Source organism: Bradyrhizobium sp. SOJA106 (assembly GCF_059448745.1).
Map to the genome: position 1 here is coordinate 4,740,429 of NZ_CM182549.1, position 23,055 is coordinate 4,763,483.

Sequence of the window (23,055 nt, forward strand, 5' to 3'; positions counted from 1 at the left end):
CTCTAGTCGCGAGCAACCACCTTGACGCCGCCCATATAGGGCTGCAGCACATCCGGCACGGCGATCGAGCCGTCCTCCTGCTGATAGGTTTCCATCACGGCGATCAGCGCGCGGCCGACCGCGGTGCCGGAGCCGTTCAGCGTGTGCACGAAGCGCGGCTTGCCGTCAGGCCCGCGCGAGCGCGCATCCATGCGCCGCGCCTGGAAATCGCCGCAGACCGAACAGCTCGAGATCTCGCGGAACATGCCGCCCTCGCCCTGCCCGGGCATCCAGACCTCGATGTCGTAGGTTTTATGCGACGAGAAACCCATGTCTCCTGCGCAGAGCGTCATCACGCGGTAGTGCAGGCCGAGCCTCTGGAGCACCTGCTCGGCGCAGGACAGCATCCGCTCCAGCTCGTCCTTGCTGGTCTCCGGCGTCGTGATCGAGACCAGCTCGACCTTGGTGAACTGGTGTTGGCGGATCATGCCGCGGGTGTCGCGCCCGGCCGCGCCCGCCTCGGCACGGAAGCACGGCGTCAGTGCGGTGAGGCGCATCGGCAATTGCTTCTCGTCGAGGATGGATTCGCGCACGAGATTGGTGAGCGAGACCTCCGCCGTCGGGATCAAGCCGAGGCGTTCGGTCTTCAGCCGCTCGTGATCGGGCGCGGCGAGAAGCTCGCCCTTGATCGCCCAAAACTGATCGTCCTCGAATTTCGGCAATTGCCCGGTGCCGAACATCACCTCGTTGCGCACCAGCAGCGGCGGGTTGATCTCGGTGTAGCCGTGCTCATTGGTGTGCAGGTCGAGCATGAACTGGCCGATCGCGCGTTCGAGCCGCGCCAACCCCTTCTTCAGCACGACAAAGCGCGCGCCGGACAGCTTTGCCGCCGCCTCGAAATCCATGTAGCCGAGCGCGGTGCCGAGATCGTCGTGCAGTTTTGGTGTGAAGCCGTAGCTGCGCTTGTTGCCGAACACGTGGTGCTGCACGTTGCCATGCTCGTCGACGCCATCGGGCACTTCGTCGAACGGAATGTTCGGGATTGCGGACAGCTCCTTCGTCAGCTCCTCGTCGGCAGCCTTCGCGGCCGCTTCGAGCTGCGGCATCGTGGTCTTGAGCTCGGCCACCTCGGCCATCAGCTTGGCCGCGCGCGCCTCGTCCTTGGCCTTCTTGGCGTCGCCGATCTCCTTGGAGGCCGCGTTGCGCCGCGCCTGCGCCTGCTCCGAGGCCAGGATCGCAGCACGCCGCCTCTCATCGATCGCGAGCAGCGAGGCCGACAACGGCTTCAGCCCACGCCTGGCAAGGCCGGCGTCGAAGGATTGCGGATTGTCGCGGATCGATTTGATGTCGTGCATGGCTGTGGTCCTGGATCAGCGCGTAAACATACAACGACGAAACGTTGTGCGTTTGCATTAGCGCGTCTCCCTAGCACGGCTGTCATCATCCGCGAAGGCGGATGATCCAGTATTCCAGAGACGTCCGTGATTCACCGAAGGGCCCGCGGCGTACTGGATTCCCCGCCTTCGCGGGGAATGACACCACGCCCTACTCGGCCGGATTGGCCGGCGTCGAGACGTCGGTGCCTGTGGCTTGCGAGGAAGCCGCCGACTTCTTCTCCACCATCGCCACCGCGATGATCGAGCCCTCGTAGAGCGCCAGCAGGGGGATTGCCAGCGAGCACTGGCTGAGCACGTCCGGCGGGGTCAGCACGGCCGCGATGACGAAGGCGATGACGATGAAATAGCGGCGCTTCTCGCGCAGCATCTTCGAGGTGATGATGCCGATGCGGCCGAGCAGCGTGAGGATCACCGGAAGCTGGAAGGCGATACCGAAGGCGAAGATCAGCGACATCATCAGCGACAGATATTCGCCGACCTTGGGCAAGAGCTGGATCTGCGCGGTCTCGTTGCTGCCGGCCTGCTGCATGCCGAGCGAGAAGCGCACCAGCATCGGCAGCACGACGAAATAGACCAGCGCAGCGCCCAGCACGAAGAAGAACGGGGTCGCGACCAGATACGGCAGGAAGGCTTGCTTCTCGTGCTTGTAGAGGCCTGGCGCCACGAACTTGTAGATCTGCGTCGCCACGATCGGGAACGAGATGAAGCCGGCGCCGAACAGCGCAAGCTTCAGCTGCGTGATGAAATATTCCAGCAGCGCCGTGTAGATGAACTTGGAATTCTCGGGCCCTGCGACCCACACGAACGGCCAGACCAGCACGTTGTAGATCTGCTTGGCGAAGAAGAAGCAGAAGATGAAAGCCACGCCAAAACCGAGCAATGCCTTGATCAGCCGCGAGCGCAGCTCGATCAAATGGTCCATCAGCGGGGCCTTGCTGGCCTCGATATCGGCGTCGGTCATGACGCTTTGGCGTCCTTGATCGCTTCGGATGGCGCGGTGTCCTGGGTCACCGGGGTCTGGGTGGCCTGCGCCTGCTCAACCTCTCGGGTAATCGCGAGCGGCTCGTTCACGGCCGCATGGGTCTCGGCTTCCACGAAGGTGCTGGGGGTCGGCGCTTCCGGAGTCGTCGGCGTCTCGGGCGGCTCGACCGCAGCGGCGGTCGACGTCTCGGCCGGCTTGTCCAGCGCATCGACGCGGAGCGCGTCGCTGACGTCCTTCTGCAGAGAGGTCAACGGATTGAACCCAGTGGCGGCCTCCTTGACCTCGTCAAAGCTCTTCTTGAGGTCGGCCATTTCGGCCTCGCGCATCGCTTCCTGGAACTGGCCCTGGAATTCGGCCGCCATCTTGCGCGCCTTGCCCATCCACTGCCCGACCATGCGCAGCACGCCCGGCAGCTCCTTCGGGCCGATGGCGATCAGGGCCACAACCCCGATCAGGACCAGTTCACTCCACCCGATGTCGAACATGAGGTCTTCCGTTCACGCGAAGCCGCTGCCGGCCCAATCCCTTGCGCGCAGGATGGGGCCGCTACCCGCGTCTCGCGTGCTCTCTGGCTCAGACGGCCTTGCTGCCGACGTCGGAGCGCGCCGCGGTCGGCGCGGCATTGTGCTCGATGGACTTGGCCGGCTCGGGCTTCTCGGCAGGCTTGTCGTCGTCCTGCATGCCCTTCTTGAACGCCTTGATGCCCTGCGCCACGTCGCCCATCAGATCCGAAATCTTGCCGCGGCCGAACAGCAGCAGGACCACTGCGATCACCAAGATCCAGTGCCAAATGCTGAGTGAACCCATCCTGCAACCCTCCAAACGCGCATGGCCGGGGACCCGGCCGATCTTTACCGAAACCTAGGCTTGGCAGGTGTCAAAAACAAGGACCAAGGCAGCGCCAATTCGCTGTTGGCGCTACGCAATCTTGCTAGTGTTAACCGGTCGCAGGTAGCCTGTGACGCGCCGGGGCGTCACTCTCCAGCGCCGCCTTCGCCACCGCGCTCATTGCCGCCTTCCGGCGCTTCGGGCTCGGCCGCGGGCGCCAATGCGAGATCAAGGTCCTCGCCCGGTTCCAGCGGATCCTCGTCCTCACGCAAGGCCGGGTCGTCCGACGGCGTCGGCACGCTGAATCCGGTCGGCAGACGCGAATCCAGCAGGCCCGTGCCCTTCAGCTCTTCCAGCCCCGGCAGATCGCCGAGCTGTTCCAGGGTGAACTGCGACAGGAATTCCTCGGTGGTTCCGAAGGTCAGCGGGCGGCCGGGCGTCTTGCGACGGCCGCGCGGCTTGATCCAGCCGGTCTCCAGCAGCACGTCGAGCGTGCCCTTCGAGGTGACGACGCCGCGGATCTCCTCGATCTCGGCGCGCGTCACCGGCTGGTGATAGGCGATGATCGCCAGCACCTCGATCGCCGCGCGCGACAGGCGGCGGGTCTCGTGGCTCTCACGCGTCATCAGCCAGGCCAGATCGCCTGCGGTACGGAAGGTCCATTTGTTGGCGACGCGGACGAGGTTCACGCCGCGCAAGGCATAGTCGGCTTGGAGCTGCTCAAGCGCTGCCTTGACGTCGACGCCCTCGGGCATGCGCTTGGCCAGCGTTGCCGTATCCAGCGGTTCACTCGAGGCGAACAGCAGCGCTTCCAGCAGCCGCAATTCTTCGGGACGTGCCTGGGATTCGCTCTCCATCGGCTCGGCCTCTTCTACCCGCACTTCAGCCAGGCTTGCCATGGCAGATTCTCCTTCTTGCACTTAAGCGACCGGCGCGTCGGGCGCAGGAGCTGCGTCCGGAACCGGTTTAGGACGCCCTTTTCGGAAATAGATGGGCGCAAACGCCTCTTTCTGGTTCAGCTCGAGCTGACCTTCGCGCACGAGCTCGAGCGCGGCGGCGAAACTCGAGGCGAAAACCGTCGCGCGCTGCGTCGGATCGGCGACGTGCCGGATCAGGAAGTCGTCGAGAACGCCCCAATCGTCCTGTTCGGTGATGCTGCCGACCAGCCGCTCCAGCGTGGCGCGCGCTTCCGCGAGCGACCACACCGTGCGCTTGGCCAGATGCACGCTCGCCAGCACGCGCGACTGGCGCTGCGCGGCATAGGCGGTGAGCAGGTCGTAGAGCGTTGCGGTGTATTTCGGATGCTTGATCTCGGCGATCTGCTCGGGCTCGCCGCGCGGGAAGATGTCGCGCTGCAATTGCGGCCTGTTCATCAGGCGGTTGGCGGCTTCGCGAATGGCTTCCAGACGGCGCAGACGGTTGGCGAGCGCCGTCGCCATCTGCTCCGCGCTTGGCCCTTCCGCACTCGGCGGCTCCGGCAGCAGCAGGCGCGACTTCAGGAAGGCGAGCCAGGCCGCCATTACGAGGTAGTCGGCGGCAAGCTCGAGGCGAATCTTTCGCGCCGCCTCGATGAAGTGCAGGTACTGGTCGGCCAGCGCCAGGATCGAGATCTTGGCGAGGTCGACCTTCTGTTGCCGCGCGAGCGCGAGCAGCAGGTCGAGCGGGCCCTCATAGCCCTCGACGTCCACCACGAGCGCCGGCTCACCCTCGGCGAGCTCTGCGGGCCGCCCGGTTTCGAACGATAGGATTTCTGCGGTCATGCGGATGCCGTGCTTGCCCGTGCGATCAATGCGTCCAGCTCAGTGCGCGCGGCCGCACGGTCGAACGGCTGCGGTGTCTTGCGCGCTGCGAGCGCGGCGTTCGCCCGCTCCAGCGCCCTGCCCGACAGTTCGGGTGTCTCACCGGCGACCTCGCGCATCTCCTCGATGTTGCCGTTGCAATGCAGGGCGATGTCGCAGCCAGCCGCGAAGATGGCGCGGGTCCGCTCGGCGATCGTGCCCGCCAGCGCGTTCATCGACACGTCATCACTCATTAACAAACCCTGGAACCCGATTGCGCCGCGAATCACCTGAGCGATCATTGTCGCAGAAGTCGTCGCCGGATGGGCGGGGTCGACGGCGCTAAACACAACATGTGCAGTCATGGCCATCGGCAGGTCGGCCAGTGGCCTGAACGCCGCGAAGTCGGTCCGATCGAGTTCGGCCCTCGCCGTATCGGCCGTCGGCAGCTTGAAATGGGTGTCGGCGGTCGCCCGGCCATGCCCGGGGATGTGCTTGAGGACCGGCAGCACGCCGCCCTGCTCCAGGCCCTCGGTGACCGCGCGGGCGATCGCGGCAACCTTCTCCGGCGAGGTGCCATAGGCCCGGTTTCCGATGACGGCATCGGCCCCAGGCACCGGCACGTCGGCCAGCGGCAAGCAGTCCACGGTGATGCCGAGATCGGCCAGATCGGCTGCGATCAGGCGGGCGCTGAGCCGCGCCGCGGTTAGCCCGAGCGCCGAATCAGTGTCGTACAGGGTCGAGAATACGGCGCCTGGCGGATAGACCGGCCAATACGGCGGCCCCAGCCGCTGCACCCGTCCGCCCTCTTGGTCGATCAGGATGGGCGCATCAGCGGCGCCCGCAACGGCCCGCAATTCCGTAACCAGTGCAGCAACTTGCGCCGGGGTCGCGACATTGCGCTTGAAGAGGATGAAACCCCATGGGCGTTCGCTGCGGATAAACTCCCGCTCGGCGGCGGTCAGTTCCGTTCCGGAAACGCCGGTAATGAAGGCCCGCGTGCTCATAAGGGCCGATTAGCCCTGCCCCGCGAGGGGGTCAAGGAAAGGGCCGTTAATTCCTCTGGACGAAGCAGGCCGACAGGCCCGCGGACTTCAAGCTGTTGCAGGCCTGCGTCGCCTCCTCGGCCGATCCATAGGGACCTGCGAAGGCGCGGTAGACGATGCCCTTGCCCTTGTCGGTGAGGTCGACGCGCTTGACCACCGGCGCGCGGGAGCCCAGCACGCTGCCGTACTTGCTCTGAAGCACCCGGTACGAGGCGTGAGCGCTCTCCTCGGTCTGCTGCGAGGAGACCTGCACGATGTAGCCACCGCCGCTACCGCTTGCGGGCGCGATCTGCGTCGGGGTGGTCGCGGCCATCCGCTGCGGCGGCTCGGCAGGCGCTGCCTGCGGGGCCAGTGACATCGGCTGATTGGCGCTGGCATTGGCCGAGGCCGGCGGATTGCGCGGCGCGGCGGCAGGCGCTGTGACGGGCTTCGGCGCTGTTGCCGCAGACTTGGCGGCCGCGGCTTGCGGCGCAGCGCTATCGGCCTGCTCGCCGCGCACGGCCACGGTCCTGATCGGGCGCGGCGAATTGTTCGGCATAGTACCGTTGCTCGGCGCCGCACCTGTGCTCGGCGGCACCGCGGAGGGCGAGACGCTCGCCACCGACGGCGGATTGGCGTTCTGGTTCAGCGGCGGGAACACCACGCGAGGACCGCTGGCCTTGGCGTTGACGTCGACCGGCGCCTCTTCGCGCGGCACGATCTTCTCGGAGCCGTCACCGCTGATCATGCGATCCGGCACCTTGGCCGAGGCGTCCGTCGGCGCCGGCACGATCTTGGTCGGCGTATTGTCGGCCCGGATGATCGGCGGCTCACCGCTGCGGGGCGAGCCGACATAGGTCTTGTAGGCGAAGGCCGCGCCCGTGCCGACGACGGCGAGCGCGAGGATCGCCGCGACCGTCATCAAGCCGCCGCGCTGCTGCTTCTTCGGCTCGTCCTCGTCGAGATCGGATTCGGGATAGTCACTCTGGAACGCGTAGGGATCATTGGGATAAGCGGGATCACGTTGATAGTCCTGCTCGCCCGTCTCCAGCCGTCCGTAGAGCGCATCGTCGTAGCGCGACGGATCGGGCTGCTGATACGGTTCCTGATAGGCTTGCTCCTGGTGGGCCTGACCGGGCTGCTGATAAGCCTGATCCTGATAGGCTTGAGCGTGAGCCTGATCCTGATAGCCGTGACCGGGATACGCCTGCGGCTGATGGTAATCAGGCGCGGGCGCGGCCGGCTGGGCTGAATAGCGATGCAGCGGATGGACCGGGCTCACAGAGACAGGATAGTCGGGCTCGGGGGCCGGCTGCGGCTGCACGTTGGCGCGCCGCATCCATGATGGCGGCCCGGACGGAGGCGGCGGAGCCTGCTCGGCATGTTCCTGCTGATAATCGTCTTGCGAATAGTTGTCGTGATGGCTCTGGGCAGGCGCTCGCGCTGCCGACGGGCTAAAGCTGGGCGGCGACTGCGCAGCGAACGGATCGGTCTGACCGATCAGGCGGGCGAGCTCGGCCAAAGGATCGCTTTCCGCCTTTCCATGCTGGTCGCCGCCGCGACCATAGTCATCGGAAGGAAACGGTCTGCTGTGATATCGTTCGGCCATCGTGATGATGCGTCCCTTCGGGAAAGCCGCGCGCTCCTCGACCAAGGCACGACTTTCGACCCACAAGGCTGTCAACCAAGTCTAAGCGATCCGGCTTCTGCCGGTTACCCCCGAATTCCCATTAAGTAGTTCGCCCCAAACTACCGCATCTCGTCCGGAGCATGGACGCCGAGGATGGCGAGGCCCGATGCCAGGATAGAGACGACGCCCTGGACCATTGCCAGTCGCGCCTTTGTAAGATCTGCATCATTATTGATAATGAAGCGTAAATAGGGCAAGTCGCGCCCCTTCGTCCAAAGTGCGTGAAATTCGCTCGCTAAGTCATAGAGATAGAAGGCGATTCGGTGCGGCTCGTGAGCTGCGGCGGCAGCTTCCAGCATGCGCGGATAAATTGCGAGGCGCTTGAGAAGGTCGAGCTCGAGGGGGTCGGACAGCCGTTCCACCGCCGACTCACTGAGCCAGGCGATGCGCTTGCCGGTGTCCTCCGGCAGTTGGGGGAACACCTCCGCCCGGGCGTTGCGGAAGATCGAGTGGCCGCGGGCATGGCCGTACTGGACATAGAACACGGGGTTGTCGCGCGACTGTTCCATCACCTTGGCGAGGTCGAAGTCGAGCACCGCGTCGTTCTTGCGGTACAGCATCATGAACCGGACGGCGTCCTGGCCGACCTCATCCACCACCTCACGCAAGGTGACGAAGTCCCCGCTCCGCTTGGACATTTTCACGGGCTCGCCGTTGCGCAGCAACTTCACGAGCTGGACGATCTTGACGTCGAGCGATCCCTTGCCCGAGGTCGTCGCCTTCACCGCCGCCTGCATGCGCTTGATGTAGCCGCCATGGTCGGCGCCCCAGACGTCGATCATCTCGGCAAAGCCGCGATCGAACTTGTTCTTGTGGTAGGCGATGTCGGAGGCGAAGTAGGTGTAGGAATTGTCCGACTTGATCAGCGGACGATCGACGTCGTCGCCATAGGCGGTCGCCCTGAACAGCAGCTGCTCGCGGTCTTCCCAATCCTCGACGGGCGCGCCCTTCGGCGGCGGCAGCCGCCCTTCATAGATGTCGCCCTTGGCGCGCAGGAAATCGATGGTCTCGGCGACCTTGTTGTTACCGCCTTCGATCAGCGAGCGCTCCGAGAAGAACACGTCGTGGCGGATGTTGAGGGCGGCGAGATCGTCCTTGATCTCGTCCATCATCATCGCGATCGCCTTGGCGCGGACCGTCGGCAGCCATTGCGCCTCGCTCAATGCGAGGAGCTTGTCGCTGTGCTCCTTCGCGAGCGCCGCACCGACCGGCTTGAGATAGTCGCCGGGATAGAGTCCTTCCGGGATCGCGCCGATGTCCTCGCCGAGCGCCTCGCGGTAGCGGAGAAACGCGGAGCGGGCCAGCACGTCGACCTGGGCGCCGGCGTCGTTGATGTAGTATTCGCGGATCACGTCGTGGCCGGCGAACTGGAGCAGGCTCGCCAGCGCATCGCCGAACACGGCGCCGCGGCAATGGCCGACATGCATCGGCCCGGTCGGATTGGCCGAGACGTACTCGACATTGACCTTGGAGCCGCCGCGGATGCGGCCGTAGTCAGAACCCTCGCGCAGCACCGTGCGCAGCGCCTCGGCCCAGGCGGCCGGCTTCAAGGTCAGATTGATGAAGCCGGGACCGGCGACGTCGACCTTGGCGATCAGCGCGTCCGCGCGGAGCCGCTCGGCGATCTGCTCGGCGAGATCGCGGGGCTTTGCCTTTGCCTCTTTCGCAAGCACCATGGCGGCGTTGGTCGCCATGTCGCCATGGGAGGCATCGCGGGGCGGCTCGACCAACACGCGCGAGAAATCGATGCCCTCGGGCCAGTTGGCGTCCGCCGCGAGCGCGCGGCAGGCAGCGTGCACGCGTGCGAGCACGTCGGCGAACAAATGCAGGGATGGGGGTGTCTGGGGCATGGGCGCCGCCTAACGCAAATCCGGGGTCGAGTCAAAAAGCCGCTGGTGCTCGGTCAGGGCGAAACGGTCGGTCATTCCGGCAATGAAATTGCCGATCCGGCGGGCCCGGTCACCCTCATTGTCCGCCTCCGCCCCCGTGAGCCATTCCGGCGGCAGCTCGGCCGGCGATGCCAGGTATTTGGCGAACAGATCGAACAGGATCTGCTCGGCCTCCCCCATCACCCGCATCACCCGCTTGTGGCGGTACATGTGCTGATAGAGGAAGCTCTTGATGGCGGCTTCCTCCTCGGCGACCTCGGCCGGGAACGCGATCAGCGCCCTGCTCTGCTGGCGCACGTCCTGGGCCGATTGCGGCTTCAGGGCGTCGAGGTTCTTCTGCGCCTCCGCGAACACCGCGCCGATCAGGTGCGAGATCAGCTCGCGCACCAGTTCGGCGCCGCGCCTGACGTCTTCGAGGTCAGGGTAATGCACCGAGGTGTCGGCGATGATCTCCGCGGTGAGCGGCATCACCTTGAGGTCATCGAGATGAAACAGGCCTGCGCGCAGGCCATCGTCGATGTCGTGAGCGTCATAGGCGATGTCGTCGGCGATCGCGGCGACCTGGGCTTCCAGCGAGGCGAAGCTCCACAATTCGAGATCATAGGTCTTGATGTAATCGGCGATACCGACGGGGACGCCGTGCTCGCGATAGCGCCCTACCGGCGCGCCGCTGCGATCGGTCAAGGGGCCGTTGTGCTTGACGATGCCTTCCAGCGACTCCCAGGTCAGGTTCAGGCCGTCGAATTCGGGATAGCGGTGCTCCAGCGCGGCGACGACGCGAAGCGTCTGGGCGTTGTGATCGAAGCCGCCGAACTGCTTCAGGCAGGCATCCAGGGCGCGCTCTCCGGCGTGCCCGAACGGCGGGTGGCCGAGATCGTGGGCGAGCGCCAGGGTTTCGGTGAGGTCCTCGTCCAGCCCGAGTTGCCGGGCCAGCGCCCGGGCGATCTGCGCCACCTCCAGCGAATGGGTCAGCCGGGTGCGATAATGGTCGCCCTCATGGAACACGAACACCTGGGTCTTGTACTTGAGGCGGCGGAATGCGGTGGAATGGATCACCCGGTCGCAATCCCGCCGGAACGGGCTGCGGGTCCGGCTCGGCGGCTCCGCGACCAGCCGGCCCCGGCTGCGATCGGGGTCGCAGGCATAGGGCGCGCGGGGGGCTGCCATTCCGACGGACACGGCGAATTTAGTCCCTATCCATTTGATTCTGCGTCTGGTGGCACTTAACTATGTCGGGCGCGGGATACCAACTGAATTGGGCAAATGAACCTGGTATGACGCGGGCCTATCGGAGACTGACAATGACGACTGCCGTGACCATCAGTGACCGCGCCGCACGCCGGATCGGGGAGATCCTCAAAGGCGAAGGCGCAGGCGCGATGCTGCGCATCTCGGTCGAGGGCGGCGGCTGCTCCGGCTTCCAATACAAGTTCGACATCGACCGCGACCGCACCGACGACGACCTCGTCATCGAGCAGGACAACGCGGTGGTGCTGGTCGATTCCGCCTCACAGCCGTTCCTCGCGGGATCGCAGGTCGATTTCGTCGACGACCTGATCGGCGCTTCGTTCCGCGTCAACAATCCGAACGCGACGGCGTCCTGCGGCTGCGGCACCAGCTTCTCGATCTAGTCCCGAGCCAAAATCTGAAAAACAACCCCATGCACAGTAGCCGGGACGCCGGCATGGTGCATTTCGTCTTTTACGAAAATGAATTGACGCGTCGGGCAAAACGGGGGTAAGGTGTGATCATGGCGAGGTCCCCACGGGCGGTGAGCTCGACCAGACGCGCACGCGGCGCGGGTTGGATACGGCCCCATGTCGAAGCGGGCCTGCCGCAGTCGAGTGTCAGGTGTCAGTCGTGACATGATCCCACGCTTGTTCCCTGTATCCGATAAGCCAGTTCAAAGCGTGGTGTCTTTCTTCCGTTACGCCAGGATCTAGAGCTGCCGGTACCGGCTGTCCTTTAATGCGGGCGTTCCTAACAGCCCAGTGGTACCTGTAGATCAGATCGGCCTGATCGGCAGCGACAAAGATCGAGCATGCCTATCGCAGCCTTGCCGCTTGGAGCGCGCGCAAGACTGCGGCATCATTGCGCCACGGCGAAGCGATAGTGCCCGTCTTCATCGGCCGCGGCGCGGCCATCTGGGTGGGACCGCCGCCAGTGAGGCCTCATGATCGACGAAACGGCCTCACGGCGATGCCGGTGCGGCGGGCTGCAGCGCGTGGCCGCGACGCGCGATGCGCTCGTGCATCTGCCCGATCATGCGGCTGGCGGTGGTCTCGAACAGGCAGGGAATGATCGCGTGCACCAGCGCCGCCAATGCGGCGCCGAACAGGCGGGCCGCAAATCCAAGCGCGAACAGGAAATGCTCGCCGTAGGATTCATCTACGCTCTGCGGATGGGACAGAAATAGCCGGTGCAGGGTGGTTTGCATGCGGGACTCCAGGGGGCGCGGTTCGCCTGCAATCCCTAGTGGATTCGGGCCAAGAGGATGTCCCAAATATCACACGATCAACCCTATATTGGTTGAATTTGGACGATGATTTAATGCATTATTGGGATAATGGATGAAACGGATTGCAAACTCCTCAACCTCATACAGCATGACGCTGCCTTGTCGCTGGACGAGCTCAGCGAGCGGGCGGGACTTTCCCGCAACGCCTGCTGGCGCCGCATCAAGCGGCTGGAGGATGACGGCGTTATCAAGGGCCGCGTGACCCTGCTCAACGCAAGCCGCATCAACGTCGGCCTGACCGCGTTCATCGCGCTGCGCACCACCGAGCACAGCGCGAGCTGGCTCGAGCGGTTTTCGAACGCCGTGCGCGACATTCCCGAGATCATCGGCGTCTACCGCATGACCGGCGACGTCGATTATCTGCTGCAGGCCGTCATCCCGGATGTTGCCGCCTATGACAGGCTCTACCAGCGCCTGATCGGGAGGATCACGCTCGCGGACGTGTCGTCGTCATTTGTCATGCAGGAGATCAAGGCGACGACGGTGCTGCCGCTCGACTATGCGCCCGAGCGGCGCGGGTGAAGCCGTAGCATCCGGCTGGGGGCCACGTGCACGCGATGGACTGGCTATGCGATCGGCCGCCGACAACACGCTGCTCGGACCTGTCACCGAAGCCGCGCGCGTTGCCATTGGCAATGTGATCAAGACCAGCGAGCGGTTCGGCGACTGCGAATGGCTCACGGCCGCGGATGCCGACGGATTCCTCGACAAGAGTACGCTGCAGGTCCAGCGAACCGGCGCCGGCAGCTGCATCATGTTCGATCGCGAGGCCAACACCATGACAGTTGCCGTGATCGCGACCTCGGGCGACACGGCCATCGGCATGATGAAACGCCCGGGTCCCTGCCAGTACGTGGCGATCCCCGAGCTCGGCCGTGAAGCGTTCGGCGAGCATTCCTGCACCAGGGCAACGGCAACGCCGCCAACATCTATGTCTGCAAGAACGGCGGGCAGGCTTCGATCCTGCTCGCGCCGGTCAAGCGGCATTCGGAGTCCGGTTCGGTCGAGCGCCTGAAGGCTGTCGCGGCACGAATCTACGGAAAACTTTAGCGCTGCACCGCGTAAAATTGCCGGCGCAAGCCTCTGTAGCTCAGCAGCGGCCGCGACGGCGCACCCGGCAATATCGACGCGAATGCCCCAAGGAAACATTACGCTATGTCGTCTCTTCCAGGGGCGAGCGAAATGTCTTCGCAGTCTTCCGAACGAGGCTGACGTAATTGCGAACAACGGGGGAACTATCGCCCCGCCGCAAGCCGAGCATCAGCACGGCCTTTGGCTGAACCGGACCTTTGAGCCTGCGGTACACGACGCCGTTCATTGTCATATTCTGCAGGCACGCCGGCACAAGCGACACACCGAGCCCAACTGCCACGAGGCTGAGGGCCGACGTGATGCGCGGGGCTTCTTGACCAAGGCGCGGAGTAAATCCCGCCCTGAGGCAGGCCGCCATCGTCGTCTCGTAGAAGGCGGGCCCGAGTTGACGCGCATAGATAATGAATGGCTCGTCGGCCAAGTCCCTCAGGGAAAGCGACGCGGCGCGGCGCCCGCTCCGGGCGAGCGGGTGGTCACTCGGCAATGCCGCGATCATCGGCTCGCGAAGCAGCGGATAAACGAGGAAGTCCTCTCGGACATCCAGCGCGCTGCGGAGAAAGGCGATGTCCAAGTGCTGATTCCGCAGGCCCTCGATGGCTTCCGCACGGAGACATTCGTCAAGTGTCACCGACACCTGCGGGTAGGCCGCCCGGAACGCTCGGATGACAAACGGTACGAAGGGATGAAAGAGTGTTGTGGGCAGTACGCCAATACAGAGGCGTCCCTGCTCGCCGCGCGCCGCGCTGCGAGTCGCTTCGAATGCGCCGTCATAGTGCGCGAGGGTCGAACGCGCGCGATCGAGAAAGACGCGTCCGGCCGCGGTGAGCTCGACACCGCGCGGTTTGCGGCGAAACAGCTGCACACCGAGCTCGTTCTCGATCGCCTTGATCCGCTGGCTGAGCGGCGGCTGCTGCATGCCGAGCCGCTCGGCCGCGCGCGTGATGTGGCCTTCCTCTGCAACGGCGACGAAGTGACGGAGGTGGCGCAACTCCACGACATATCTCCCGCGATATCGATTTTGCCGAATGCATATAATACCGGACGGTCGCGCCGGATGATATCTCCGATCCCGCTTGAGGAGGTCCTCCACATGGTGCTCTTGCGGCGTGAATTCCTGATGCTGACGGCCGCTTCGGTTGCAGCTCTGCCATTATCAGCTTCGGCGCAGACCTACCCCGCCCGGCCGGTGCGCCTGCTGGTACCATACGCGCCTGCCGGTCCAGCCGACATCCTCGCCCGCCTTGCTGCCCAGAAGCTCTCCGAGCAACTCGGAAACCAGTTTTATGTCGAGAATATCGGCGGCGCCGGCGGCAATATAGGGATGGGTCAGGGCGCGAGGGCCATCGCCGATGGTTACACCGTTCTCGTCGTGCCGCCGAACATCGTCGTCAATCCGGCGATGTACGACAAGGTGCCGTACGATCCCTACAAGGATTTTGAGCCGGTGACGGTGGCGGTGAGTGCGCCCACGGTGGTGACGATCCATCCTTCGCTGGCGGCCAGGAATCTGAGCGAGCTGGTCACGCTTATCAAGGCGGGCGGCGCGAAATACAGCTTCGCGTCACCCGGCACCGGCACGCCGCCGCATCTCATCGGCGAGCTGTTTCGTCTGTCACTGGGGCTCGACCTTGTGCATGTCCCTTTCAACAGCGCGGGCCAGGCGGTCGGCTCGACCTTGGCGGGTCACACTCCGATCGCGTTCACGTCGTTACCGCCCGCAGTACCGCATATCCACGAAGGGAAACTGCGTGCCCTCGCCGTCACCAGCCAGACGCGATCGTCGGCGCTGCCCGACGTGCCGGACACGGCCGAAGCGGGATACCCCGAGATTCAGGGCGAAGGGTGGTTCGCGTTTGTCGTTCCGGCCGGGACGCCCAAAGAGGTTATCGCGCTGCTCAACCGCGAGGTCATTCGCGCCATGGCTCTCCCCGACATCAAGGAAAAAATGGCAGCGCTTGGGTTCACGGTGGTCGGGACCACTCCGGAGGACTCCGCGAAGCTGTTTCGCGCCGAAAGCGAGAAATGGTCCAAGGTCATCCGCGAGGCCGCCATCAAGGCAAATTGACGGGCTCAGCCGGCGGCTATCATGATGCGCGATCCGGTGGCTCGGCCCTTATGGAAAGCTTCAGCCGCCTGTCATCTGCCTTTCTTCGTCCGTCCACTCCACGTCAGCCGGCATCAGCTCCGGCTGAAGCGGTGCGCCCTCCGACATCGCGTAGCCATCCAGCGCACGCAGCAAGGCTGCGGCCAGCGCCGGCTTGCGCAAGGGTTTGGCCAGGAAGTCCGACATGCCGGCCTCGCGGCCGATCCTGACGTCGTCCGGAAAGGCGTTGGCGGTCAGCGCGATAATCGGCAACGTGTCGAAGCGCCCGCCTTGGGCGCGGATCGCGCGGGTTGCGGCGAGCCCGTCCATCTCGGGCATGCGCACGTCCATCAGCACGATGTCGTAATCGTCCTCTGAGGCCGCCGCGACGGCCTGAACACCGTCGGTCACGACCTTCAGCTCCACATCGAACGCCCCCAGCATCTTGCTCACGACCATGCGGTTGACCGCATCGTCCTCGGCGACCAACACCTTGAGCGGCCGGTCGAGGGTGGCGATGCGAGCCTTGAGCGCGTCGGCCTCGTCGGCGCCCGCCACCAGGTCGGACGCCTGCGCCTGGCTCCAGGGCAGCACCAATGTGAAGCGGAAGGTCGAGCCCTCGCCCAGCGTCGAGGTGACGCCGATCGTGCCGCCCATCTGCTCGATGATGCGCCGGGAGATCGCGAGCCCCAGCCCGGTGCCGCCGAAGCGGCGACTGATCGAGGCGTCGGCCTGGGCGAAGTCGCTGAACAGCTGGCCAATCTTTTCGGGTGCGATGCCGATGCCGCTGTCGGTTACGGCCCATTCGACGGTGGCGAGCAGGTCGCGGCGCGCCCGGCAGGTCGCCGAGATCGCCACTTCACCTTTATCGGTGAACTTCACTGCGTTGGAAGCAAGGTTGAGCAGCACCTGGCGGATGCGCGCGACGTCGCCGCGCAATGTCGGCGGCAGGTTCGGATCGAGCTCGACCTTGACTGTGAGCCCCTTGCTCGTGGCGCTGGCGCGCGCGACGGTCGCGACCGTCTCGACCAATGCCTGCGGGGCGAAATCGATCGCCTCGAACTGGAAGCGGCCGGCCTCGAGCTTGGAGAGGTCGAGGATGTCGTTGAGGATGCGCTGGAGGTTGTCCCCGGACTCCCGGATCGTGGTGACCGCCTCGCGCTGCTCCGGATCGAGCTTGGTCTCCAGCAGCATGCTGGCGAGCCCGAGCACGCCGTTCATCGGCGTGCGGATCTCGTGACTCATGACTGCGAGGAAATCCGACTTCGCGCGGCTCTCGGCCTCGGCCTTTTCGGCGCGCCAGCGCTCGGTGACGTCGCGGCCGAAGCCGCGATAGCCCAAAAATTGCCCGTCACGGTCATAGGCCGGCTTCGCGGTCAGCGACCACAGCCGCGCCTCGCCGCCAGCGACGACCTTGAGGTTCATCTCGTGCAGCGGCTCGGCATGCTCCATCAGGCCGACGACGTTGTAGGCGGCGGCCTTGTCCTCGGGGCAGAGCATGTCGAGCACGTCGGAGAAATGCGAGCCCTTCAGGAGCGGGAGCGGCAGCTGCGCGACGTCGGCGAAGCGCTGGGGCACGTCGACGAGATGCCCTTCGGCATCGGTCTGCCACAGCCAGTCGCTGGCGTTCTCCTGGAAGTCCTTCAGCAGCAGCGAGATAATCTCGGTCTGCTGTTCGAGCTCGAGCTGGGCCTTGAGATTGCCGAGGAACAGGTTGCCCTGCGAGACGATGTTGCGCGCCATGAAGAACGCGAACAGCAGCAGGAACATGGCGGTCACCAGATACGGCCCGCTGCCGCAGATCAGCATCGCGCCCGCACAGGCGACCGTCATGGTGGCGAGATAGACGAGGCCAGCGCGAGGGAAGGTCGACAGCGTGAAGGCGCCGCCTGACATCATGCCGACCATCAGGCAGGCCAGGATGAGCTGGCTGGTCGGCTCGATGCGGCTGAACAGCGCCAGCGGCAGCGTGCCCCAGACCGCGGCGAGGAAGAACGCCTGCCGTAGCATCTGCCGCGCGGCGCGCGGCGAGGCCTCCTGCGGCGGGCTCTGGTGCGAGCGCCGCCAGGCACGCACGGCGAGCGAGGCGGTGACAGCAAGGGTCATGCCCCAGGTCGCGAGAAAGTCGTTCCAGCCCCTGCCCCAGAACAGGATCAGCACGATGGCAACGTTGAGCATGGTGACCGCCATCGTCACCGGCATAGCCAGCATCACCGCATCGATCTGCTTGGCGCGGATGCGGCGCAGCTCGCGCTCACCGAGTCCGGCGGTCAGGCCGTCCTCGATCTCGAAACCGCCGAGCCGATACCGGAAGGCGCCGATGAGGCCGTCGCGCGGCTCAGTCCGTCCCAACGATTTATCCGGCCATCCCATCCGCGGAACCTTTTCCGTATCAATGGCCTGCGGCCTGCTTAAGCCGGGTTAATTTTGTGGGAGATTTTGCGGTGTCCTTGACGGGCGTGTTTGCAGTTTGTTCTATCAATGGCCCTTGGTCCGGAGCCTTGCCGACATGTCAATCAGAGTTGCCACCTGGAACGTGAACTCGGTCCGGCAGCGCATCGAGCCGCTGCTGACCTGGCTGCAGGAATGCCAGCCGGACATCGTCTGCCTCCAGGAGATCAAATGCGTCGACGAGGCCTTCCCGCGACTGGAGATCGAGGCGCTCGGCTACAACGTGGTCACGCACGGGCAGAAGACATTCAACGGCGTCGCCCTGCTCTCAAAACTCCGCTTCGACGAGACCAAGTCGGGGCTCGCCGGCGATGACGAGGATGCGCATGCCCGCTTCCTCGAGGGCGTGGTGACGCTCAAGCGTGGGGTCCTGCGCATCGCCTGCCTCTATCTGCCCAACGGCAATCCGGTCGGGACCGAGAAATATCCGTACAAGCTCAAATGGATGTCGCGGCTTCTTGAGTATTCGAAGGAGCGCCTCAAGGCTGAGGAGCCGCTGATCCTCGCAGGCGACTTCAACGTGATTCCACACGCCCGCGACGTCCACAATCCCGCGGCGTGGACTGAGGACGCCCTGTTCAAGACCGAGACGCGCGAGAGCTTTCAATCCCTGCTCGGCCTCGGCCTCACCGACGCCCTGCGCGCCGTCACCGATGAGGGCGGGCTCTACACGTTCTGGGATTACCAGGCCGGCGCCTGGCAGAAGAACCAGGGCCTGCGCATCGACCATCTCCTGCTGTCGCCGCAAGCCAGCGACAAGCTCGCCAATGTCGGGATCGACAGCTATGTGCGCGGCTGGGAGAAGCCGTCGGATCACGTGCCGGTTTGGGCGGATCTGGATGTGGAGGCGGCGTAACTCATTAGCGTCGTCATTCGGGGGCGATGCGAAGCATCGAACTCTGGTGCGCAATTGCGCACCTGAGAATCTCGAGATTCCGGGTTCGGCTCTTCGAGCCACCCCGGAATGACAGTGTCATGTGATTACTCGCGGCGGCCCTGCACCCACTGTTCCAGCATTTGCAGGCACATGGCGCGATCGTCGTCGGAGGCCTTGGCGAAAGCGCGGTTGTAGCTTTCCTTGATCCAGGTCTCATCAGTGCCCGCGCTGTCGCGCGCCAGGGTCAGCCACATCAGGCCGCGCGCCGCCTGCCGCGGCAGGCGGTCGCCGTTGAACAGCATCTGACCGAGCAGCGCCTGGGCCTCGTGCTGGCCCTTCTGGGCGGCAAGGCCGAGCCAGCGTGCGCCATAGCGGAAATCCTCGCGCGAGGCGTCCGGCGTCTTCAGGTACAGCCGGGCGAGATCGTATTGGGCGTCCGCGTTGCCGAAATAGGAGGCCGCATAGGAGAACATCTCCCGCGCCCGGTCCTGGTCCGGCTTGATCTTGGAGTTCGGGATGCCGCTCAGATAATAGCGGCCGAGCGCGACGAAGGCGTTCGCCACCACCTGCGCCTGCGGCGCCGACGGGCTGTCCTCGGCATGCGCATTGGCGATCCGGCTGAAATATTCGAAGGCGCGGACGTCGTCCTGGGCAACGCCGTCGCCATTGGCGTACATGCGGCCGAGCTTCCACTGCGCGATGGGATGACCGCCTTCGGCGGCGTATTGCAGCGCGCTGAGGCTGGTCTCCTGGGGAGCGGTCACCGGCGCCGGCACCTTGCTGCGCACCGCGGGCGCGGCACCCGGCAAGGTGGTCACGACCGGGATGGCGGCGTCCTTGTTGACCGGCGCGCCGTCGAAGGCGAGCGCCGGCGCGGCCAGCGCACCGGCCCCGAACACAAACGCAACAATGGCACGCCTAGATGTCCGCATAGCACTGTTTCTCGTGCGCGCCGCCCGGATGGGTTACTGCCCCCCCGACCGCTGGTCCAACCTGCTGAGCATACTTCCAGAGCGCACCCGACGTGTGGTTAGTCGCGCGAGCGCTCCATTTGGTCTTGCGCTGAGCGAGCTCAGCGTCACTCAATTTTACGTTAAGGGTACCGGCGTCCGCATCGATCTCGATGATGTCGCCGTCCTCGAGCAACCCGATCGGGCCGCCGACCGCCGCCTCCGGCCCGACATGGCCGATGCAGAAGCCGCGGGTGGCGCCGGAGAAGCGGCCGTCGGTGATGAGCGCGATCTTGCCGCCCATGCCCTGGCCGGTCAGCGCCGCGGTGGTCTGGAGCATTTCCCGCATGCCGGGACCGCCCTTGGGCCCCTCGTAGCGGATCACGATGACTTCGCCTTCGCGATAGGTGCGCTTCTGGACCGCCTCGAAAGCATCCTCCTCGCGGTCGAAGCACCTGGCCGGACCGGTAAACTTGAGGTTGGACATTCCCGCGACTTTCACGATCGCACCTTCTGGCGCCAAATTGCCCTTCAGACCGACCACACCGCCTGTCACGGTGATGGGCTTGTCTGCCGGGTGCACCACGTCCTGGTGCGGATTCCACTTCACGCTTTTGAGGTTTTCGGCGATCGTTCGACCGGTGACCGTGATGCAGTCGCCGTGGAGAAATCCGTTGTCGAGCAGCGTCTTCATCAGAAGCGGTATGCCACCTACTTCAAACATGTCTTTGGCGACATAACGGCCACCCGGCTTCAAATCCGCGACATAAGGTGTCTTTTTGAAGATTTCGGCGACGTCGAATAAGTCAAACTTAATGCCGGCTTCGTGTGCGATCGCCGGCAGGTGCAGTGCAGCATTGGTCGAGCCGCCCGATGCAGCGACGACGGCGGCGGCATTCTCCAGCGCCTTGCGGGTGACGATGTCGCGCGGCCGGATGTTCTCCGCGATCAGGTCCATCACCTTCTCGCCCGCGGTCATGCAGAAGGCATCGCGGATCTCATAGGGTGCCGGAGCACCGGCCGAGTAAGGCAGTGCCAGCCCAATCGCCTCTGAGACAGTCGCCATGGTGTTGGCGGTGAACTGCGCGCCGCAGGCGCCTGCCGAGGGGCACGCCACGCGCTCGATCTCGTCGAGATCCTCGTCCGACATGGCGCCGACCGAGTGCTTGCCGACCGCCTCGAACATGTCCTGCACGGTGACCTGCTGACCGCGGAAATTGCCGGGCAGGATCGAGCCGCCATAGATGAAGATCGAGGGCACGTTGAGACGGACCATCGCCATCATCATGCCCGGCAGCGACTTGTCGCAACCGGCGAGCCCGACGAGGGCGTCATAGGCATGGCCACGCACGGTCAGCTCGACGGAGTCGGCGATGCATTCGCGCGACGGCAGCGAGGAGCGCATGCCGTCATGGCCCATGGCGATGCCGTCGGTGACGGTGATGGTGCAGAATTCGCGCGGCGTGCCGCCGGCCGACGCGACGCCCTTCTTCACCGCCTGGGCCTGGCGCATCAGGGCGATGTTGCAGGGCGCGGCTTCATTCCAGCAGGAGGCGACGCCGACGAAGGGCTGGTGGATCTGCTCGGTGGTCAGACCCATGGCATAGAAATAGGACCGGTGCGGCGCGCGCGCTGGGCCTTCCGTCACGTGACGGCTCGGCAGCCTCTGCTTGATGTTGGCCTTCGCGTCCATTGCAAACCAGTTTCCCCGGCCAACCCTTTCAGACCCGAAAAATCAGAGCCAAGATTTGAATCGACCTTGGGATTTCCAGTCGCCTTGTTCGGACCGCCGCCGTCTCTCAAACTTTAGAGCGATTTTATTCATGTTCAGGTGTGGCCAAAAAGCGGCGCCGATGCGAACCGGCGGCGATGAGGGTTAAATCCGCCATGAGTGTTGCGTGGATAGCACAATCGTTACCAGGAAGACACGGATTCGCCTACCTCGATACCTCGCGAAGATGACAATCCACAACTTGAGATTTTATGACACGAGGAGCGCTCCCAGCTTCGGCGCGATGGCCGCGCATATTCAGGTTGAGTCGATGCCTTCACCGTCAGTGCCGTAGGCCGGGCAGAGGTGCAAAGCACCCACCATCTCCATCCTACGATGATGGATCGCTTCGCTGCGCTCTCAATGACGGAGTACAACGTCTGAGGTAGAGCGCAGCGAAGCCCCTCAAGGATGAGGCCGGGATGGGCAATACCTGCGAGAAATCCGAATTTCGCTAAAGTCGAATATTTTCACCGAGGGATTGACGGCCAACACGGGTGTTTTGCCCGTCGGGCAACACGTCCTGATAGGGCGAGACGTCCGCCCTGAACGAGCCAGGATTATCTGCATGTGTCCGGACTGCGCTTCGAATGTCGCGACCGGCCGGTCGAGCTGCCAGAGCTCCACGTCGTGGCCGCCGACGAGTTTCGCGGCACGAGAGATCGCCGATTCATCGTCGGTGCAGTCCATCCGTTTCCACGCGACGAGCCGCGGAGTCGCCAAATGCCGGTCGACTTGCCGCTCAGCTCCGCCCCCGCGGGCGCTGGGCCTGCGCCCAGGCGACGGCCACGTCGCGTGGCGCAACTTCGATGCGCTTGATCGGCGTCAGTTCGCCGGACGCGGCGACGATGGCGGTCTCTTCGCGGCGGCAGCGCGGGCACACGAAACGGACTTCGCGCGGCAACGCCGACCAGCTCGAGCGTTTCAGATTGGCCGCCATCGGCCAGGCGTCGCAATGCGAGCACGACACCAGGAACCGGCCGGGATCGAGCATACCCATTCCATAGGACTCCGCGTCCTGCCCGCCCCTTCAATGATTAACGCATGTGAATCGTTCCGGTGGCGCAGCACCGTCAACGCTTGCAAGCCTCACCGCTCGGTGGCTCAGTGCGCGCCTTTGAGGGTGCAGGAGGTGGTGCAGGTCACGGTGTTGCCATGGTCGCACGCCTTGCAGGCGGCAACGCACTGGTTCATGTCGCGGGGATTGAAGGAGCTGTAGGTCCGCATCGGGCACGCCGACGTCGAGCCGGTGATGTCCTGCTCCTGATTGCAGGCCGCCGTCATCAACGCGAAGATGATCACCGCAAGAAGGCGCATGCGATTGCCCCGGGAGCGATCGGCAAAGGATGTGATCAGGGAACGCTGCATCGCAACGCACCCCGGCATTCCCGCTGCAAGCAACCGCAAACCGCGACGCTCACATCCGGCAAGCATGCGCGCCAAACATTAAGAACGGATTGCTGCCCGCGTCAGGCCGCGGCCCTGGTCGCGATCGCCTGCCGCGTGTCCAGCGCCAGCTGGCGATACTGTTCCGAGAGTTTCAGATAGAACTCGCGCTTGGCACTGTCGGTGGCGAGCTTGGTGATCAACTCGCACTCGGCGGTGAGCGTCTCGAACCGTTCCAGCCTGTCCTGAAGTTCTGTCATCGGCGTGTCCCCATTAAACGCCTGAGGGACAGCAAACCTAAGCCCGCGAAATAGGTCACGGCGAACATCGTTATGAAGTACAATCAATTATTCCGGCGG

General features: G+C 64.7%; 24 protein-coding genes. 5 read left to right on the forward strand and 19 right to left on the reverse strand.

Annotated features, from left to right (window positions below; genetic code table 11):
• Window positions 1-2: 2 nt before the first annotated feature.
• The 10 genes from serS to AC5V87_RS21970 form a co-directional block, all read right to left on the reverse strand.
• Window positions 3-1,334, reverse strand: coding sequence for a serine--tRNA ligase (gene serS, locus AC5V87_RS21925; protein ID WP_495367732.1), 1,332 nt, complete (start codon window positions 1,332-1,334; stop codon window positions 3-5).
• A gap of 190 nt (window positions 1,335-1,524) precedes the next feature.
• A complete protein-coding gene (gene tatC, locus AC5V87_RS21930; RefSeq protein WP_495367733.1) occupies window positions 1,525-2,337 on the reverse strand; it encodes a twin-arginine translocase subunit TatC in 813 nt (270 codons plus the stop codon).
• Window positions 2,334-2,843, reverse strand: coding sequence for a Sec-independent protein translocase protein TatB (gene tatB, locus AC5V87_RS21935; RefSeq protein ID WP_495367734.1), 510 nt, complete (start codon window positions 2,841-2,843; stop codon window positions 2,334-2,336). The genes tatC and tatB overlap by 4 nt, the downstream gene beginning before the upstream one ends.
• An 88-nt stretch (window positions 2,844-2,931) precedes the next feature.
• On the reverse strand, window positions 2,932-3,165 hold the full coding sequence (locus AC5V87_RS21940; protein ID WP_018642198.1) for a twin-arginine translocase TatA/TatE family subunit: 234 nt from the start codon (window positions 3,163-3,165) through the stop codon (window positions 2,932-2,934).
• Between the two features lie 167 nt (window positions 3,166-3,332).
• Complete coding sequence (scpB, locus tag AC5V87_RS21945; protein ID WP_456838319.1) at window positions 3,333-4,085, reverse strand: SMC-Scp complex subunit ScpB; 753 nt, start codon at window positions 4,083-4,085, stop codon at window positions 3,333-3,335.
• A gap of 21 nt (window positions 4,086-4,106) precedes the next feature.
• Complete coding sequence (locus AC5V87_RS21950; RefSeq protein ID WP_025036467.1) at window positions 4,107-4,946, reverse strand: segregation and condensation protein A; 840 nt, start codon at window positions 4,944-4,946, stop codon at window positions 4,107-4,109.
• Complete coding sequence (gene nagZ, locus AC5V87_RS21955; RefSeq protein ID WP_495367735.1) at window positions 4,943-5,971, reverse strand: beta-N-acetylhexosaminidase; 1,029 nt, start codon at window positions 5,969-5,971, stop codon at window positions 4,943-4,945. The genes AC5V87_RS21950 and nagZ overlap by 4 nt, the downstream gene beginning before the upstream one ends.
• A 46-nt stretch (window positions 5,972-6,017) precedes the next feature.
• On the reverse strand, window positions 6,018-7,598 hold the full coding sequence (locus tag AC5V87_RS21960) for an SPOR domain-containing protein (protein ID WP_495371930.1): 1,581 nt from the start codon (window positions 7,596-7,598) through the stop codon (window positions 6,018-6,020).
• Window positions 7,599-7,738: 140 nt separating this feature from the next.
• On the reverse strand, window positions 7,739-9,529 hold the full coding sequence (gene argS / locus AC5V87_RS21965) for an arginine--tRNA ligase (protein WP_495367736.1): 1,791 nt from the start codon (window positions 9,527-9,529) through the stop codon (window positions 7,739-7,741).
• 9 nt (window positions 9,530-9,538) lie between these two features.
• Window positions 9,539-10,747 (reverse strand): deoxyguanosinetriphosphate triphosphohydrolase, encoded by a 1,209-nt coding sequence (locus AC5V87_RS21970; RefSeq protein ID WP_456838316.1) that lies wholly within the window; start codon window positions 10,745-10,747, stop codon window positions 9,539-9,541.
• Window positions 10,748-10,869: 122 nt separating this feature from the next.
• On the opposite strand from AC5V87_RS21970, the gene erpA reads away from it, so the two are divergent.
• Window positions 10,870-11,199 carry an iron-sulfur cluster insertion protein ErpA gene (gene erpA / locus AC5V87_RS21975; RefSeq protein WP_456838315.1) on the forward strand — a complete coding sequence of 110 codons (330 nt, stop codon included), beginning with the start codon at window positions 10,870-10,872 and terminating at the stop codon, window positions 11,197-11,199.
• Window positions 11,200-11,415: 216 nt separating this feature from the next.
• Here erpA and AC5V87_RS21980 read toward each other — a convergent pair whose 3' ends face one another.
• Both AC5V87_RS21980 and AC5V87_RS21985 read right to left on the reverse strand, forming a co-directional pair.
• Window positions 11,416-11,604, reverse strand: coding sequence for a DUF4272 domain-containing protein (locus AC5V87_RS21980; RefSeq protein WP_456843329.1), 189 nt, complete (start codon window positions 11,602-11,604; stop codon window positions 11,416-11,418).
• A gap of 155 nt (window positions 11,605-11,759) precedes the next feature.
• Complete coding sequence (locus AC5V87_RS21985) at window positions 11,760-12,005, reverse strand: DUF6356 family protein (protein ID WP_495367737.1); 246 nt, start codon at window positions 12,003-12,005, stop codon at window positions 11,760-11,762.
• A 129-nt stretch (window positions 12,006-12,134) separates the two neighbouring features.
• On the opposite strand from AC5V87_RS21985, the gene AC5V87_RS21990 reads away from it, so the two are divergent.
• Together AC5V87_RS21990 and AC5V87_RS21995 are read left to right on the forward strand one after the other, a co-directional pair.
• Entirely contained in the window at window positions 12,135-12,608 is a 474-nt protein-coding gene (locus tag AC5V87_RS21990; protein ID WP_456838313.1) for an Lrp/AsnC family transcriptional regulator, read from the forward strand.
• Window positions 12,609-12,654: 46 nt separating this feature from the next.
• Window positions 12,655-13,101, forward strand: a complete 447-nt coding sequence (locus AC5V87_RS21995; RefSeq protein WP_495367738.1) for a hypothetical protein — start codon at window positions 12,655-12,657, stop codon at window positions 13,099-13,101.
• A gap of 138 nt (window positions 13,102-13,239) precedes the next feature.
• Here AC5V87_RS21995 and AC5V87_RS22000 read toward each other — a convergent pair whose 3' ends face one another.
• Complete coding sequence (locus tag AC5V87_RS22000; protein WP_495367739.1) at window positions 13,240-14,172, reverse strand: LysR family transcriptional regulator; 933 nt, start codon at window positions 14,170-14,172, stop codon at window positions 13,240-13,242.
• Between the two features lie 96 nt (window positions 14,173-14,268).
• Here AC5V87_RS22000 and AC5V87_RS22005 point away from each other — a divergent pair, with 96 nt between their 5' ends.
• Complete coding sequence (locus tag AC5V87_RS22005; protein WP_495367740.1) at window positions 14,269-15,243, forward strand: Bug family tripartite tricarboxylate transporter substrate binding protein; 975 nt, start codon at window positions 14,269-14,271, stop codon at window positions 15,241-15,243.
• A 60-nt stretch (window positions 15,244-15,303) separates the two neighbouring features.
• On the opposite strand, the gene AC5V87_RS22010 is transcribed toward AC5V87_RS22005, so the two are convergent.
• The gene (locus tag AC5V87_RS22010; protein ID WP_495367741.1) at window positions 15,304-17,634 is read right to left on the reverse strand and encodes an ATP-binding protein; all 2,331 of its coding nucleotides are present in this window, start codon (window positions 17,632-17,634) and stop codon (window positions 15,304-15,306) included.
• A gap of 136 nt (window positions 17,635-17,770) precedes the next feature.
• Here AC5V87_RS22010 and xth point away from each other — a divergent pair, with 136 nt between their 5' ends.
• Window positions 17,771-18,568 carry an exodeoxyribonuclease III gene (gene xth / locus AC5V87_RS22015; protein WP_495367742.1) on the forward strand — a complete coding sequence of 266 codons (798 nt, stop codon included), beginning with the start codon at window positions 17,771-17,773 and terminating at the stop codon, window positions 18,566-18,568.
• Between the two features lie 125 nt (window positions 18,569-18,693).
• Here the strand turns inward: xth and AC5V87_RS22020 are convergent, their stop codons facing one another.
• The 5 genes from AC5V87_RS22020 to AC5V87_RS22040 all read right to left on the reverse strand — a co-directional run bounded on the left by AC5V87_RS22020 (window position 18,694) and on the right by AC5V87_RS22040 (window position 22,956).
• Entirely contained in the window at window positions 18,694-19,521 is an 828-nt protein-coding gene (locus AC5V87_RS22020) for a tetratricopeptide repeat protein (protein WP_456838307.1), read from the reverse strand.
• Entirely contained in the window at window positions 19,508-21,232 is a 1,725-nt protein-coding gene (ilvD, locus tag AC5V87_RS22025) for a dihydroxy-acid dehydratase (RefSeq protein WP_456838306.1), read from the reverse strand. The genes AC5V87_RS22020 and ilvD overlap by 14 nt, the downstream gene beginning before the upstream one ends.
• An 820-nt stretch (window positions 21,233-22,052) precedes the next feature.
• A complete protein-coding gene (locus tag AC5V87_RS22030; protein ID WP_456838305.1) occupies window positions 22,053-22,310 on the reverse strand; it encodes a hypothetical protein in 258 nt (85 codons plus the stop codon).
• Between the two features lie 104 nt (window positions 22,311-22,414).
• On the reverse strand, window positions 22,415-22,627 hold the full coding sequence (locus AC5V87_RS22035) for a hypothetical protein (protein ID WP_456838304.1): 213 nt from the start codon (window positions 22,625-22,627) through the stop codon (window positions 22,415-22,417).
• 152 nt (window positions 22,628-22,779) lie between these two features.
• Complete coding sequence (locus AC5V87_RS22040; protein WP_456838303.1) at window positions 22,780-22,956, reverse strand: hypothetical protein; 177 nt, start codon at window positions 22,954-22,956, stop codon at window positions 22,780-22,782.
• Between the last annotated feature and the right edge of the window lie 99 nt (window positions 22,957-23,055).

Bases quoted from the DNA above. Each gene is read 5' to 3' on its own strand.
- tatC (WP_495367733.1), bottom strand. From the start codon at position 2,337: ATGACCGACGCCGATATCGAGGCCAGCAAGGCCCCGCTGATGGACCAT.
- AC5V87_RS22010 (WP_495367741.1), bottom strand. From the start codon at position 17,634: ATGGGATGGCCGGATAAATCGTTGGGACGGACTGAGCCGCGCGACGGC.
- AC5V87_RS22005 (WP_495367740.1), top strand. From the start codon at position 14,269: ATGGTGCTCTTGCGGCGTGAATTCCTGATGCTGACGGCCGCTTCGGTT.
- nagZ (WP_495367735.1), bottom strand. From the start codon at position 5,971: ATGAGCACGCGGGCCTTCATTACCGGCGTTTCCGGAACGGAACTGACC.
- ilvD (WP_456838306.1), bottom strand. From the start codon at position 21,232: ATGGACGCGAAGGCCAACATCAAGCAGAGGCTGCCGAGCCGTCACGTG.
- scpB (WP_456838319.1), bottom strand. From the start codon at position 4,085: ATGGCAAGCCTGGCTGAAGTGCGGGTAGAAGAGGCCGAGCCGATGGAG.
- serS (WP_495367732.1), bottom strand. From the start codon at position 1,334: ATGCACGACATCAAATCGATCCGCGACAATCCGCAATCCTTCGACGCC.
- AC5V87_RS21950 (WP_025036467.1), bottom strand. From the start codon at position 4,946: ATGACCGCAGAAATCCTATCGTTCGAAACCGGGCGGCCCGCAGAGCTC.
- erpA (WP_456838315.1), top strand. From the start codon at position 10,870: ATGACGACTGCCGTGACCATCAGTGACCGCGCCGCACGCCGGATCGGG.
- AC5V87_RS22035 (WP_456838304.1), bottom strand. From the start codon at position 22,627: ATGCGCCTTCTTGCGGTGATCATCTTCGCGTTGATGACGGCGGCCTGC.
- AC5V87_RS22020 (WP_456838307.1), bottom strand. From the start codon at position 19,521: ATGCGGACATCTAGGCGTGCCATTGTTGCGTTTGTGTTCGGGGCCGGT.
- argS (WP_495367736.1), bottom strand. From the start codon at position 9,529: ATGCCCCAGACACCCCCATCCCTGCATTTGTTCGCCGACGTGCTCGCA.
- AC5V87_RS22030 (WP_456838305.1), bottom strand. From the start codon at position 22,310: ATGGGTATGCTCGATCCCGGCCGGTTCCTGGTGTCGTGCTCGCATTGC.
- AC5V87_RS21990 (WP_456838313.1), top strand. From the start codon at position 12,135: ATGGATGAAACGGATTGCAAACTCCTCAACCTCATACAGCATGACGCT.
- tatB (WP_495367734.1), bottom strand. From the start codon at position 2,843: ATGTTCGACATCGGGTGGAGTGAACTGGTCCTGATCGGGGTTGTGGCC.
- xth (WP_495367742.1), top strand. From the start codon at position 17,771: ATGTCAATCAGAGTTGCCACCTGGAACGTGAACTCGGTCCGGCAGCGC.
- AC5V87_RS22040 (WP_456838303.1), bottom strand. From the start codon at position 22,956: ATGACAGAACTTCAGGACAGGCTGGAACGGTTCGAGACGCTCACCGCC.
- AC5V87_RS21940 (WP_018642198.1), bottom strand. From the start codon at position 3,165: ATGGGTTCACTCAGCATTTGGCACTGGATCTTGGTGATCGCAGTGGTC.
- AC5V87_RS21960 (WP_495371930.1), bottom strand. From the start codon at position 7,598: ATGGCCGAACGATATCACAGCAGACCGTTTCCTTCCGATGACTATGGT.
- AC5V87_RS21985 (WP_495367737.1), bottom strand. From the start codon at position 12,005: ATGCAAACCACCCTGCACCGGCTATTTCTGTCCCATCCGCAGAGCGTA.
- AC5V87_RS21995 (WP_495367738.1), top strand. From the start codon at position 12,655: ATGCGATCGGCCGCCGACAACACGCTGCTCGGACCTGTCACCGAAGCC.